Genomic DNA, 14,140 nt, shown 5'->3' with positions numbered 1-14,140 from the left:
AAGCGCTGTGTCTAATCAAATTTAGATGTTATTTTATGAATGGGGCTTTCTGTCCGTTTCGGATGATTCAGTAAATACCTTGCATAGGCGATTGGAGTCCGATAAGTGTCCTTCCAAATATTTGTCATTCCCGCTTTGCGAAATCCGTAGCGTTGGTCCCGTCCGTTGCATTCTATAAAGTAAGGGCGTCCGTTATCCGTCAGTCCGATGTCCAGCCCTAGGTCGGCTAACTGCGGCAGATTTGCGGATAACTCTGAAGCGATAGATAAGGACAACGATTTAACATGAGCCAAGACGCCAGCGACAATGGGGGCAGGCAGCAGGTTGCCCAACAGCACAGGAGCCGGGTAGGCCGTCCCTCCCTTGGCAATATTGGAGATGAAGCTATTGGAGGGGGCAACCTTGGCGAATAGACCGGTAACATTCCAGGTACCGTTCATCCCTTTTTGCACAGTGACACGAAGATCAAGCGGCCTGTTATTGTATTCCAGCAAGGGGATACGCTCCTGTATGAAATAAGGTGTGCGGACAAGTAATCTTCCGAGCCACTGCGGCAGATCTCCCGGAGATAGCCGCGCTTTGCTCCAGCTTTTTTGGCGTGAGGAATAATGGATGCTCTCCCAGCCTTTGGTTCCTTTCCGCAATCGTATAATTCCGTGACCCACCGATCCGCGTACTGGCTTGAGAATGAGGTCGGAGTATAGCTCCATCATTTGCTGCAGTCCGGAAGATGTCGCTGGGACAGAGACCGGTAAGTAACTGCGAAGATACTTATTGTTCCACAGCAATTTGTGGATGAGATCCTTGCGATATCGATTATTGGCGTTAAACACGGTTGTTCCCTGTGATATAAGCTGGACGACATTCCTGTGGGCGGCCGGATCTGAGTAGAGAGCCCGGTTATGAATCACCTTGGGGATCGGAATGATAGCTTTGGTATATTCCCGGCCATTGTAGATATAGGCGATGCACTTCCCCTGTTTCAGATCGATATCGCCCAAGCGGAGGAAACAGGGAATGAGATCGAATTCCTTAGCGACTTCCTCGTAATTATTTATCGATTCCTGACCGGTCCGTCTTGTGGGAATACCACGAAACATGCTGGAATTAAGCAGAATTCCGACGTGGTCTGGCCCCATAGTGTTCCTCCTTCCTACTTGAGGCTTCTTTAACACTCTATGTTGGCCTGACCCGAAAGCGTGGACGACTGTTCTGCGGCAACAGCCTGTTTTATGGCCGTTACCCGGATGCACCTTTTACAGAGTCAAATCGTATATTTATCTATGAGATCGAAGAGATTTATGCGGAGGGCTAAGAATGAACAGTATTGTTACGGCAAAGCGGGAACCTGGATCCATGCTGGAGCGCCATAAGGTAGCGGTAATTACTCCCGGCTCCTTCGTTATTCCATCAGGCAGGAGCAGCTCGGTTGAGAGAGTGATTGAGAAGGTAGTACCGCTTGCGTCCGATCAATTGAATATTCGCATATTCGGGCTATCTGACAGACAGCTTCCGAACTTTGGCATGGTAGGCCATGTTCCGTGCTTTCGTCTGCCGGGCGGGCACCGTTACTTACAGTCGATCCTCCAGCATCTCCGCAAATGGCATCCGGATACTATTGATGTGCATAACCGACCTAGATTGGCTTACCAAATCAAGAGCAAGCTCCCGTTCACCCGCGTTTTGTTGACGCTCCATTCTACAACATTTATCAGTACGACCTATAGTCCTCTGTCTGAGACTTCCCGCTGGCTGAATCGGGTAGATGGTATTGTCGTAAATAGCGAGTATTTACGCTCCGAGCTGTTGCTGCGATTTCCGGGTCTGCAGGTCCCGATCCAGGTAAATCTGCTAGGGGTCAGCCTTGAGGATTTTACACCTCGCTGGACTCCGCTTGGAGAATCGCTCCGTCAGGCCAGACTGGCTGATTTCGGTTGGGAGAACCGCAAGGTCGTTCTCTATATAGGCAGGCTGTTGCCTGCCAAAGGTGTACATCATATTTTGAATGCCTGGCCCACGATTCAGAAGCGCGTACCGGATGCAATGTTGGTAATTGTAGGAAGTGCATTTTACGGAACCGAACGAGAGACCGCCTATGTCCGGAAGCTTAAGAAGTTGGCTGAACCGTATCAGAATCATATCGCCTTCCTTCCATATATTGAATATCCCAGAGTTGCTGATTTCTATAATCTGGCCGATGTTGTTGTCGTTCCTTCCGGTGAGGAAGAGGCCTTTGGACTGGTGAATGTCGAAGCGATGGCGGCAGCAATCCCCGTTGTTGCCACTAATACGGGGGGGATTCCGGAGATTATAGCCGACGGACAGTCCGGATATTTGCTGCCGCCGGGCTCTCTTCAGCAAAGCCTCGCTGAATACGTAGCTTATTTGCTTAATCATGAAGAGGTTCGTCGGAGAATGGGCTGTGCGGGCCGTGAACTCGCTCGCAGCAGGTTTCGCTGGAAGCATACCGCAGAGCGTTGGGGACAATTAATGAGAGGAATCGAATAGCATAGTATGAATGGTGCGTAAGGAGCTTACGCGCTATTTTTTTGCATATTCATATGGATGTACATATGCCGTTGCGACAAATTTACTCTCACATACACTGTTTTATATAGACTGGTACAACAAAACGGGGAGGTGCAGGCTTGATCAGAAGAAGGAAGAGAGGTTTGGTCCCAGGTACCAGAAAACAGGCTGCAAGGCCAAAGCTGCCGAAGATCGTGAATCATCGCGATCCTATGGTCTCTATAATTATTCCGGCTATGAATGAGAGAGCGCGGCTGCCCTCCGTCCTGCGTGAAGCTAGTAAAGTACATCCGCACAGTGAGACGATTGTTGTTGCAAACGGATCGACAGACGGAACGGCTGAGATTGCCGCCGCCGCCGGAGCGAGGGTTATTCGCTTCGCCGAACCGCTCGGGCATGATGTGGGACGACGCGTTGGTGCTGAAGCAGCCAGGGGGCAGGTTCTGTTGTTCATTGATGCGGATATGGTTATTTCAGCTGCAGAGCTAAGGCCCTTCGTCAGAGCTGTGTTATCCGGTGCGGATGTAGCCTTGAACGGATATTCCGGTTCAGCTGGCAGACAAATGGTCCATCCCGTTGTGTTGGCAAAGCACTCGCTAAATGCCTGGTTGTCACGCCCCGATCTCCATGGCGCCTCAATGACAGCTGTACCCCATGCCCTGAGCCGTCAGGCTCTTGCTGTAATAGGCCCTAAGCTACTGGAGATTCCTCCACTCGCCCATACAGTGGCAGCGGTTAGGGGATTGAACATTCAAATAGCGAATACAGTCGCAGTAGGGAATATGAATCCTATGCGCCGGAGAGTGGGAAGGTCGGACCCGCTGGCCTCGCTTGTCGTAGGCGATCATCTGGATGCGGTCCATTGGCTGATTCAGGAACAGGGGCTGCGTGGAGGCTACAGCGACTTGAACCGATTAAGGGGCAAGGTGAGGTGATGACATGCGAAGGAGAATACGCACAACTGGGGTAAACAGAACCCGTCGAGATCATGCAACCAGGCGCAGCAGAAGCAAGAGGTATCCTGCCAGACGGAGGAAGGTGTCTTATGAAGCCAATGCTGCTCGAGCCAAAGCACGGCCATACGGTTCAGACGGGCTGGAACGGCTGGCTTTGCAAGCTGGAAGAGAGGCTGCTGCCGGCAGGAGTGAGAAGGAACGTTCTGAAAAACATATGCAGCAGAGCTATAATTTATGGTATTTGAAGCATGGGGCTGGCAAACAGAGGGGGTATTCTACAACACTCCGCATTTCCAAAGCTTTTGCGCATGGTTATGCAGCGGGAGACAGCCTGCTGTGTCATTATATCCCACTTCCGCTTAGCAGAACGACAGCAGCAGTCGTTGTTGCCAGTAATGAGAGAGGGACTTTAAATGCAGTACTGGAAGAGCTTAAACGCCTGCCCTTCGGGGAGATTGTAGTGGTATTGAATGGCTGTACTGACGGGAGCTTTACAGCTTTGGAGCATGATCCTCGCCTGATTAAGCTGAGCTATCCGCAACGGCTTGGCCATGATGTAGGGAGAGCTCTTGGTGCTGCGATGACTGCGATGGAGACGATTTTGTTCGTCGATGGGGATATGAGGCTGCCCGCTGAGGATCTCGGGGCTTTTCTAGTAGCCATTGAGCAGGGAAGCGATGTGGCGCTTAATGATATTACACCGCTTCTGCCTTCATTTATGAAGCGGGATAGTGTGACGTATAGCAAGATGTTTCTAAATATGTCGCTTGGACGCTCGGATTTATCAGCTAACTCGCTCACTGCTGTTCCCCACGCTCTATCTCGCAGAGCTATCGATACATTAGGCCACGATAGCTTGATCGTTCCTCCCAAGGCGCATGCACTCGCCATAGCTCACGGATTAGTTGTTACGGCGCCATATTCGGTCAATGTGGTGAAGAACAACCGTATTCGCAGTACAAATACAGGTCCGGCCAATGCGGTGTCCGGACTAATCCTTGGCGATCATATAGAGGCGTTGGCGGAGGTAATGAAAATGTATGGTCCGCGATTGAAATTTACAAGGATGACTCGCAGTGAGCTTGCGAAAGTGAGGAATGGACGTTGAGCAAGTTCGGTTTAACCAGCATCATCATTCCAACCTATAATGGTCTGCACTTATTAATTCCATGTGTGGAAGCGATTCGTCGCTTTACGGAGGTGCCTTATGAGATCATTATCGTAGATAACGGATCGAGCGACGGGACCGCGGAATACGGATTGCATGAGGGACTCATTGTCGTAGCCATGCCGGATAACACAGGTTTTCCGGCAGCCTGCAACCGGGGGTTAAGCATTGCCTCAGGTGACCAGCTTCTATTACTTAATAATGACGTGATTGTCTCGCCACGGTGGCTCAGCAATATGTTAACGACACTGTACAGTTCGCAAGACGTCGGAATGGTCGGACCTGTAACCAATTATTGCAGTGGAAGACAGCAGGTGGATATTCAATGGGAGGGACTGGCGGAGTATTACGCGCTGGCGGAGCAATATAATCAATCCAGCTCTGAGCGATGGCAGGAGGTGCCGAGGCTCGTCGGAATGTGTCTTCTGTTCAAGCGGAAGCTGTTCAGAGAGCTCGGTTTGCTTGATGAGCGATTCTCGCCAGGACACTATGAAGATGACGATTATTGCTATAGAGCCAGGAGGCGTGGATACCGCCTTATGATATGCGGCGATACACTAGTCTACCATGCCGGAAGCGCCAGCTTTAGGGAGCAGCATCCCGAGGGATGGAACTCTCTGATTGAGAGGAACCGAGGATTGTTTATCGAGAAATGGGGTATAGACCCTTGGCAGTTTATATAGATGAGTTGAATTAAGGAGGGGATCCCATGAAAGGTGTGATTTTGGCGGGGGGAACCGGAACACGGCTGTACCCGCTGACTCGATTAGTGAATAAGCACTTGCTTCCGGTCGGGCGATATCCTATGGTCTGTTACGGCATAGAACGGCTGCGTCAGGCCGGAGTCACTGATATTCTTATGGTTATCGGCAAGCAGTCAGCAGGCCTTTATGCCGATTTTTTCGGAAGCGGGGAGAACTACGGTGTGAAGCTGAATTTTCGAATTCAGGAATCCGCCGGAGGAATCGCCGAAGCGCTGGAATTGGCAGAAGGCTTTATAACTCCCGGGGAGAAGTTCGTCGTATTGCTTGGCGACAATTTATTCCTCGACGATCTTACCCCTTATGTAGAGAAGTTCAAGCAGCAGCAAGGTGGTGCCAGAGTTCTGCTTAAACCGGTGGATGACCCGAGACGCTACGGAGTTCCCGTCTTCGATCCGAAGCAGCCTGCGCTGATTTCGTATATTGAAGAGAAGCCCAAGCATCCGAAGTCGAGATACTCTGTAACAGGAATATATATGTATGACTACACGGTATTCAGCCTGATTCAGGGCATCACCCGTTCGGCCCGGGGTGAACTGGAGATTACGGATGTGAACAACCGATATGCGGAGCAAGGCAAGCTGGAATACGACATATTGAAGTTATGGTGGGGGGACGCAGGCACACCGGAATCTCTGCGTGAAGCTGAAATATATATGAGAGGCGTACTGCCTTGATTCAAGGGGCAGAAGCGATTTGTATTCCAGCTGTGAAAGAGGTTGCTGTAAAATAGTCCAACCTGCTTGGAGAGGAGAGAACAGGATGTCGGTCAGAGGGGATCGATTCCGAACAGCCGGCAGAAGTCGGAAAATCAGGAGAAAACCTCGTCAAGCCGGGCTCATGTATGACGGACCGCCGGCAAGAAGAGGAAGGATGTCACGGCGTGGGCACTGGCGAAGACGGGCCGGCTTGTATTCAGGGAGCGGTATGGACAGGACCAGGCGGGGGAGGGGGAAGCGCCAGCGTCAAGCTGGAGGCTCCTCTCCCGGATTTCACAGGATGAACAAAATGCCCGGAAAACATGGAGACAAAGTGCTGGGAGGAACTTTGCCCGCGCCGATTGCTGAAACGGATGTAGCTGTAGAGGAGCAAGGAATCTCTAAGCCGGCGGAGACGCCAATGCAAGTCTCTGTTCCTCCGAATCAGAGCAGAACGCGGCAGAAGATCGAGACTTTACCTTATGAAGAAGGTTATCGGCAAGGGTTATATGATGGCGGAGAGGCCAAGGTAGAGAAATGGATACCACACCAGATGGTACTGCCAGAGTTGACTGTGGATGATGTTATACAGGTGGGGGTGCAGAGTCTGACGGCATCGTTAATACCGATCCTCACTACCTCCGACGTCTCTCATGAGCTGGAAGAAGCACTTAAGAGCGGCAGGCCCTTCTCATTAGTACGCCTTGGTGATGGAGAACTGTTAACCTTAGCCTATGATACGGTGATGTCCGGCGAAGAGGTTCGACGCTGGGGAAGCTTTTTATCATATGCAGGAGTAAATCTTCCTGATTCCCATGTACGGTTGGCGTTAGCTGAAGCCATTTCCAGCGCAAGCATCGTCGGGATCCCCAAGTCACGCCATCCTTCCTATCAAGGACTCTTATTTCCGGTGTTGCGGCACTTTGGAATCGATTATGGCAGCCTGAAGCTGACCTCGTCCACTATAAATTATGCTCTCAATGAAGAGGGAGAGCTGAGACAGCTGCTGACCGGGCGTAAAGTTCTGCTGATTGGTAACGAGACTCCCGGCCTGGCTAAGCATTTGCAATCTCTGGGGATACAGGTCCGGGGAATTATCGCCCCGGTGCTTGGAGTCTCTGATGTTCAGCGGGTGATGAACCAGATTGCCCATATCGATTTCGATATTGCATTTGTGGCTGCCGGGGTTGCCGCCGTTATTCTATGTGCAAGAATCGCAAATGAGCTGGGCAAGGCAGCTCTGGACATGGGGCATCTGGCGAATAAAATCACTTCAGGGGAAATGTCGATCACATGAGAAGGGAGGCAGCTTCTTGCATAATACCAGGCACACAGCCCATGAGTCTGATTTCCAGCAGGGGTATCACAGGGGTTATGACCAGGGTTTTAAAGTCGGCAAAGAGACATTTGGCACCTGGTTCGAGGGAACCAGCATCATTATCCCGACTTATAACCAGAAGCAATTGCTGCTTCAATGCGTGGATTATATAGAAGCCCACACGGTATCACCCTACGAAGTAATTATCGTTGATAATGGGTCACAGGATGGAACAGTGGAGGCATTACGTCATCGTAGAGGATCACTTCGCATCGCTGCCCATTCGACCAATCTGGGCTTCGCACAAGCGATTAATACCGGACTTATGATGGCCAGGGGGCAGACGATCGTACTTCTTAACAATGATGTATTTGTTACGGAGGGCTGGCTGACCCAGATGCTGGCCTGTTTGTTGGAAAGTCCGGATACAGCGGCGGTTGGTCCGGTAACGAATTACATTAGCGGGGAGCAGAAAATAGAGGTTCCTTATCATGATTTAACGGAGATGCCTGGATTTGCAGCTGCCTATAATCGCCGTGACACTGGAAAATGGCGGGACACGAGTCGTCTCGTAGGTTTTTGCATTCTAATGAAGCGCAGTACCTTTGAACAGGTGGGGTATTTGGATGAAGGGTATGAAGTCGGAAACTTTGAGGATGATGACTGGAACTTGCGCTTACGCTTGCAAGGCAAAAGAATGCGTATTGCCGGGGATACCTTTGTTCATCATGTCGGAAGCGTGACGATGAAGGGGCTTGGCGCGCAGTTTTTTACCGTGAATGACAGTAACGAGCGATTCTACATTGAGAAATGGGGGAATCGCTACGATCAAATAAGGGGCAGGGCTGAGGAATTGATCACTACCCCGCACAAGGCTGCCGATTTCTTTCCGACCCATATCTGGATCAGAAGCGCCAGCGGGCAGCTATACTGGATGCAGCACGGCGTAAAATATCCTGCAGCTACCCGGGCGAAGGACGACGTCATGATGGCATCAGCAGTGCGATTGTCCGTCATGGAATTGCTGCAGATTCCAACGGGACCGGAGTATGGAGAAACGGAGCTGGCAGCGATCAAGGCAGACTCCTCCAGAGATGGAGTCGTTGTAATGGCGGGGGACGGAACGATTTATCAGCTTGATCGGGGGGCCAGGAGAGAATTTGTGTCGTATTATGCTTGCACTGCTTGGGGATTTATCATTCCGCAGCAGGCCGCCGCGCACGAAGCATGGAATCATTGGCCGGAGGGCCTTCCGATTGCACCGCCTACCCGGGTGAAAGCGGAGGATTTGTAGGTTGTCATCCAGGAACGACAGGCTATGGCCGTGCATATGCTGGAACAAAGATGAATGCCGGGCATAGCCTTGTTGCCATCTCATGCAATGATTATATTTTTGCTTGGAGGAATCAGGATGGAGGAGAAAATTACAGAGATCATTGTTCACTTGTCTCATTCACATCAGCAGATGGCAAGAGTGATGGATGCTGAGCGGCAGGTTGTTGTTCGTATGGCACAAATCGTCCATGCCATTCCTGACGCCGAACCCGGATTTGAAGGAGTGCCCGGTTTGATCGAGAATACGGGCCGGATCAACAAAAGCGTAATTTCTTATTTAAATGCTATTGCTGATCTTCAGGAGGCTATGGCTGAGAATTTGGGCTTCGTCTTAAAAGAGCTGAGAAGCCAGGATGAAGAGTAAGCTTGAAAGCGGGGAGGATGCTATGAGCAGAGAACAGGCTTATTTGCATATTTTAGATGCAGCCTCCAAAGTCCAGTGGAATGTCGCTATGATCCTGGAGGCTAAGGCGCTTGAAGCTGAGAAGGTGCGCAACTGGGTTTTGCATCATGTCCATCATGCCAGCTTCGAAGAGGATGAGAAGCGGCTATCCGAGCCGCTTGACATTCATGAACAGGTTGTAGAGATGGTGGAGGGACTTACTAAGCTGCAGAACGGGTTATGCAGTAATTTAAAGACAGTACTTACCTCAGCAGAAGAGGAAGGGGATAAGGAAGGAAGCCTTGACGGTTTGTTTGGCGGTGGCTTCGATTTGGAGGATACGGACAAATGATGATCGATCTTCATGCTAGAGAGAAGGCCAAAATAAGCGTTATCGAATCCATTGCCAGGAGCCAAATGGCATTGGCGCGCATTCTGGATAGCATGGCAGATGTGACTCATTCCGAAGGAACGGCCCGCCATCTGGTGGAAAATGTGAAGATATTGATGGAATATCAGCAGGCCATAGCTCGTACGATATGCGGAGTAACACTGCATCACGTCAATTATGGAACTCCTTCATCGCCCTGGATCACGAACGCTTGTTATGCAGCAAAGGACGCCACCCGAGGAGAACAGGAGGAAGATAAAATATGTTAAAAGCGAAGGTACGCGCAAGACGCCGATCTAAATCGAAAAAGCCTAGACGGGCTAATACTGCCAGGCGCAAATTGGCGCTCAAACGCGGACGCAAACTGAACGGCCGAGGTCTGCGCAGGCGTCGATCAAAACGTAGAGGAAGATCCCGTCGCACGCGTTATTTGAATCGCCGTCGATCAAGCAACTTAGCGCCCGATCCTGTAGTTGTTACGGTCCCGGAGGAAGTGCCGGATGAATCGAGTTATCAGAATTCTTATGACGAGGCCTATCAGGAGGGCTTCGATTCCGGGTTCTCCCAAGGGTTTGAGGATGGGCATAAGGTAGGTTATAAGGAACAGGTATAGGACACTGATCTATTAATCTATAAATTTCATAGAGTGCAGCTGTAAGCCCTTATTCGGCCACAAGGCCGGGTAGGGGCTTTGTCTATTACCTAGAAGGCATTCGCCAATTTATGCCGACGCGGGGTAGTCGTCCATGATGCACGTGTACCCCTAGCATATATTTATACAGACCTAGGAAATCCATTCACAGATAGGATGAATACCTTGAAGAATGCGAACAAGAGTACTCCCAGCATGGTCTACCAAGCCGGATACCTAGAGGGATACCGTTATGGTGGGTGCCAGGCAATTCTGGAGAGAATCCCGCCGCAAATATTTGGTAAAAAAAACATCAGGGTTCTGTACATCCCTCAAGGATTCGATGCTATTGATCAAGGGGTAAGCGAGGCGCTTCAGCAGTTGGCGTCAGAGTGTATTATTGCCACTCCGGATAAGATGCTTGAAACGGCGATACGCAGCCGACCGGATCTGGTGCTTGTTATGAACGGGCTGCATGTTTTTCCTGCCGATCATCCGGATCATATCAGCAAGATTCGTCAGCTGGGAATCAAGACCGCGGTGTGGTTCGCGGATGATCCTTACTTTACCGATGATACGGTGGAGTTATCCGCGGCCTATGATGTAGTGTTCACTCATGAGCAGGACTGTATTTCCTTCTACAAGGAGGTCGGATGCTCACAGGTTTATTATTTACCTCTGGCAATATCTCCGGCGATGTTCGCACCGATCAGGACGACGAGAGAGCAGCAATTCGATATTTGCTTTATAGGCAGCGCCTTCTGGAATCGAGTCGAATTGTTCGATCAACTGGCACCGTTCTTGCTGGATAAGAGGGTGATCATCGCGGGGGGACATTGGGATCGGCTGAAGCATTACGATCAATTGTCACGCTTTATCCGCAGCGGCTGGGTTCCTGTTCCGGAGACGGTTGCTTATTACAATGGTTCCAGAATCGTGATTAACCTTCATCGTCCGACGACAGCGGGTTCGGATAACCGCAACGGCAAAGGGATATCCGGGAGCTCAATCAATCCGCGAACTTATGAGATTTCAGCCTGTGGAACATTGCAGATTACCGATGTGCGCAGCGACCTGCTTCGGCATTACCGTCCGGGGTACGATATTGAGACCTTTCATGGCGCCTCTGATCTGCGATCCAAAATTGACTATTATCTTCAACATGAGGAAGAACGTCGAGCCATTGCCTGGCGTTCCCTATGGACGACCCGGCAATACCATACATTTGCCCATCGGGTCAATGAATTGTTAGAGATCGTTAGCTAAATTTCCATTGAAGAAGGAGTGACAGTTTGTGCTACAACCAGAGATGCATTTCACTCGTCCGTTTCCAGGGAAGCCTTCGGACAACAACGGACGCAAAGGATGGGAAGATGGGCTCAGAGATGGATATGCTGAAGGATACTTGCGAGGGCATGCGAAGGTCATTGTGGAGAGAAACAGACCCTCCTTTCCGATTCGGCAGATCAAGGTTCTGTATGTAACCTCCGGCAAAGGCTTCCCGTATATGCCGATGGATGAAGCGGTCGTTGAGACCTTGAAGACGCTAACCGAAAATGTAATCACAGTCGAAAACAAACAGCCGATCCAGGAGCTGGCGGCAATGCATCGCCCTGATCTGGTGCTAGTGCTTGACGGTATGGATCTGCCGGTGGAGCAGATCGACGGGGTTCGGGCGTTAGGAATTAGAACAGCGATCTGGTTGACGGATGATCCTTATTATACCGATATGTCGACGAAGATCGCACCCCATTATGATTATGTCTTTACATTGGAGCGGAACTGCGTTGATATTTACCGTGCCCTTGGATGTCCCAATGTCTATTATTTACCGTTCGCCGCGTATGTAGGCCATTATCGCCCGACATTAACCCGCTCTGCAATTCGCCGACAGATCAGCTTCATCGGCTCTGCCTACTGGAATCGCATAGAGTTTCTGCGCCCGATCATCGGTGGGCTGATGGAGCAGGGATTAATGATTAACGGGATCTGGTGGGATCGACTACCGGAATACAGTCAATATCCTGATCGGATTGAGATTGGCAAATGGATGGGGCCCGTGGAGACATCGGAGGTTTATAGCGGTACTAAAATCGTAATTAATATGCATCGTTCAGCGTTTGATGAGACGGTAAACAACAATACAGCCAGGGTCGAAGCACTTTCACTTAACCCTCGCACCTTTGAGATCTCTGCATGCGGAACGCTGCAGCTTGTAGACATTCGTGAGGACCTTGCCTCCTTCTACAAGCCAGGTGTGGAAATTGAGACATTCTCAAGCTCCGATGAGCTGATGGATAAAGTGAATTATTACCTGTCCCATGAGAAGGAACGACAGCAGATTGCATTGAGGGCTCTGGAAAGAACATTTAGTAATCATACGTACAGCCACCGGTTGAATGAACTGCTTGGCTATATTTTCGGATAAAATGATGCAATCTTGCCATATGGCAGTGTATATCGGCTATCACCTTCCAGCGCAGGAAGGATAGAGGGATTTGGGGGAAGTTGATGATGTCAGATAAAAAAAAGCTGATGCTCTTCTCACATGTGTGTAACTCACGGAACATTACAGGGGCAGAAAAGCTGCTGCTCTTTCTGGCTCGAAATTTCTCTCCTTATTTCGACTGCACGATTGTTATGCCGCGGGAGGGGAGACTGACCCAACTGGCTGCAGAAGCGGGAGTTCGCACAGTAATCCGCGAGCTTCCGCTGATGTATGGGATATTTACTCCCTATGAAGGGCTGATCCAGGATATTAAGACTTATATCCAGACTCCTGGCTGCAGGGAGGCGATTGCCCTGCTCCAGGATGAACGGCCTGATTATGTCTTCGTGAATACATGCGTAAATGTAATGCCGGCTATTGCAGCCAAGTCGTTAGGTATTCCTGTAATTTGGCATATTACCGAGGTCATCACGGACACCGCTTATATCCACCATGCTATCCATACCATTGATCGGTATAGCGATTTGATTATTTGTATCTCCAATTCGGCCATGGCTCCCTTTCTTGGTTATCAAATTGAGCATAAGCTGGCGCTGCTCTACCCCTCGTGGAATGATGACGAGCTGAACTCGTCTGAATGGCAGAACTGGAGACGTAAGAAGCGCATGAAATGGGGGATATCAGCCAATGAGACAATGATCGGTTATATCTCTTCATTCTTGACTCCGGAGAAGGGAGCTGACCATTTCATCCGCGCAGCAACGCTGATCGGAGCAGCGCATCCTGAGACGAGATTCGTCATCATCGGCGGAGAGTTCGACAAAGAGTTTACCCGTAAGCTTAGACGCCTGGTCACTCACTCTGGAATAAAACACCGGTTTCTCTTTGTAGATCATGAGCAGAACATTGAGGCAGCCTATTGTGCTATGGATATCGTCGTTATTCCCGGATTAGTGAGAGAGGGATTCGGGTTGACGGCGCTGGAAGCGATGGCCTTCAGCAAGCCGGTTGTGGCTTATGCCTCGGGCGGGCTGGAAGAGATTCTGACATCTGTTGGAAGTGGCTACTATCTGGCTCCTCCCGGGGATGTGGAGGAATTAGCCTACAAGGCAAGGGAGCTGCTCAAGACGCCGGATCTGGCGGAGCAAGTCGGCAGAGCCAATCAGCATGGGGCGATTACCCACTTTGGAAAGGGGGCCTACGGCGAGCGAGTGCAGGAGATGATCCGCCGGATACAAGGGCTGAGTGGAAGCCAGGTTCCTCTTCCGCCTTCCTCTGAGCCTCCCCAGGCAGCGCCTCAAAGTTTCGTTGAACCAGGGGTGCTGCCAGTTAAATCTAAGGCGAGACGGACGCAGGGGAAGAGCGGTTATCGGCGCCGTTTGGCATCCGCCAGACGAAGAAAGAGGAAAGCCGGGGTGAAATCACGATCCAGACGTAGAACAACCAAAAGATTATCACAACGGTTAACTCGGCGAAGGTCTTCCCGTCGGCATAGGGGCGTCAGAAAGTCCAGATAATCAAG

At 50.6% G+C, this 14,140-nt stretch carries 16 protein-coding genes; 15 read left to right on the top strand and 1 reads right to left on the bottom strand.

Annotated features, from left to right (window positions below):
- Positions 1 to 11 precede the first annotated feature (11 nt).
- Positions 12 to 1,139 carry a YheC/YheD family endospore coat-associated protein gene (locus tag BN1360_RS00270; protein WP_068777919.1) on the bottom strand — a complete coding sequence of 376 codons (1,128 nt, stop codon included), beginning with the start codon at positions 1,137 to 1,139 and terminating at the stop codon, positions 12 to 14.
- 178 nt (positions 1,140 to 1,317) lie between these two features.
- Here BN1360_RS00270 and BN1360_RS00265 point away from each other — a divergent pair, with 178 nt between their 5' ends.
- From BN1360_RS00265 to BN1360_RS00195, 15 genes are all read left to right on the top strand, one after another.
- Positions 1,318 to 2,508: a glycosyltransferase family 4 protein gene (locus BN1360_RS00265; RefSeq protein ID WP_229520721.1), complete on the top strand. Its 1,191-nt coding sequence runs from the start codon at positions 1,318 to 1,320 to the stop codon at positions 2,506 to 2,508.
- Between the two features lie 140 nt (positions 2,509 to 2,648).
- Positions 2,649 to 3,464, top strand: coding sequence for a glycosyltransferase family 2 protein (locus tag BN1360_RS00260; protein ID WP_068777918.1), 816 nt, complete (start codon positions 2,649 to 2,651; stop codon positions 3,462 to 3,464).
- A gap of 4 nt (positions 3,465 to 3,468) precedes the next feature.
- Complete coding sequence (locus BN1360_RS00255) at positions 3,469 to 4,593, top strand: glycosyltransferase family 2 protein (RefSeq protein ID WP_229520719.1); 1,125 nt, start codon at positions 3,469 to 3,471, stop codon at positions 4,591 to 4,593.
- Positions 4,590 to 5,336, top strand: a complete 747-nt coding sequence (locus tag BN1360_RS00250) for a glycosyltransferase family 2 protein (RefSeq protein WP_068777917.1) — start codon at positions 4,590 to 4,592, stop codon at positions 5,334 to 5,336. The genes BN1360_RS00255 and BN1360_RS00250 overlap by 4 nt, the downstream gene beginning before the upstream one ends.
- Before the next feature lie 26 nt (positions 5,337 to 5,362).
- Positions 5,363 to 6,091, top strand: coding sequence for a sugar phosphate nucleotidyltransferase (locus BN1360_RS00245; RefSeq protein ID WP_068777916.1), 729 nt, complete (start codon positions 5,363 to 5,365; stop codon positions 6,089 to 6,091).
- A 167-nt stretch (positions 6,092 to 6,258) separates the two neighbouring features.
- The gene (locus BN1360_RS00240; protein ID WP_157259329.1) at positions 6,259 to 6,417 is read left to right on the top strand and encodes a hypothetical protein; all 159 of its coding nucleotides are present in this window, start codon (positions 6,259 to 6,261) and stop codon (positions 6,415 to 6,417) included.
- Positions 6,414 to 7,409 (top strand): GT-D fold domain-containing protein, encoded by a 996-nt coding sequence (locus BN1360_RS00235; RefSeq protein WP_229520717.1) that lies wholly within the window; start codon positions 6,414 to 6,416, stop codon positions 7,407 to 7,409. Before BN1360_RS00240 ends, BN1360_RS00235 begins: the two co-directional genes overlap by 4 nt.
- 16 nt (positions 7,410 to 7,425) lie before the next feature.
- Positions 7,426 to 8,724, top strand: a complete 1,299-nt coding sequence (locus BN1360_RS00230) for a glycosyltransferase family 2 protein (RefSeq protein ID WP_068777915.1) — start codon at positions 7,426 to 7,428, stop codon at positions 8,722 to 8,724.
- A gap of 117 nt (positions 8,725 to 8,841) precedes the next feature.
- Positions 8,842 to 9,129 (top strand): nucleoside-diphosphate sugar epimerase, encoded by a 288-nt coding sequence (locus tag BN1360_RS00225; protein WP_068777914.1) that lies wholly within the window; start codon positions 8,842 to 8,844, stop codon positions 9,127 to 9,129.
- A gap of 22 nt (positions 9,130 to 9,151) precedes the next feature.
- Positions 9,152 to 9,499, top strand: coding sequence for an alpha-helical endospore appendage domain-containing protein (locus BN1360_RS00220; RefSeq protein ID WP_068777980.1), 348 nt, complete (start codon positions 9,152 to 9,154; stop codon positions 9,497 to 9,499).
- Positions 9,496 to 9,807 carry a hypothetical protein gene (locus tag BN1360_RS00215; protein ID WP_068777913.1) on the top strand — a complete coding sequence of 104 codons (312 nt, stop codon included), beginning with the start codon at positions 9,496 to 9,498 and terminating at the stop codon, positions 9,805 to 9,807. Before BN1360_RS00220 ends, BN1360_RS00215 begins: the two co-directional genes overlap by 4 nt.
- Positions 9,801 to 10,151, top strand: coding sequence for a hypothetical protein (locus tag BN1360_RS00210; RefSeq protein WP_068777912.1), 351 nt, complete (start codon positions 9,801 to 9,803; stop codon positions 10,149 to 10,151). Before BN1360_RS00215 ends, BN1360_RS00210 begins: the two co-directional genes overlap by 7 nt.
- A gap of 195 nt (positions 10,152 to 10,346) precedes the next feature.
- Positions 10,347 to 11,435: a CgeB family protein gene (locus tag BN1360_RS00205; RefSeq protein WP_068777911.1), complete on the top strand. Its 1,089-nt coding sequence runs from the start codon at positions 10,347 to 10,349 to the stop codon at positions 11,433 to 11,435.
- Positions 11,436 to 11,478: 43 nt separating this feature from the next.
- Positions 11,479 to 12,597, top strand: coding sequence for a CgeB family protein (locus tag BN1360_RS00200; protein ID WP_068777979.1), 1,119 nt, complete (start codon positions 11,479 to 11,481; stop codon positions 12,595 to 12,597).
- A gap of 86 nt (positions 12,598 to 12,683) precedes the next feature.
- Positions 12,684 to 14,135 carry a glycosyltransferase family 4 protein gene (locus tag BN1360_RS00195; RefSeq protein ID WP_068777910.1) on the top strand — a complete coding sequence of 484 codons (1,452 nt, stop codon included), beginning with the start codon at positions 12,684 to 12,686 and terminating at the stop codon, positions 14,133 to 14,135.
- Positions 14,136 to 14,140: the final 5 nt, after the last annotated feature.

The sequence above is a fragment of the Paenibacillus sp. GM2 genome, from assembly GCF_900069005.2.
Lineage (GTDB): Bacteria > Bacillota > Bacilli > Paenibacillales > Paenibacillaceae > Fontibacillus.
Note: the sequence above shows the minus strand (reverse complement) of the source record. Positions and strands in the feature narration are given on the sequence as shown.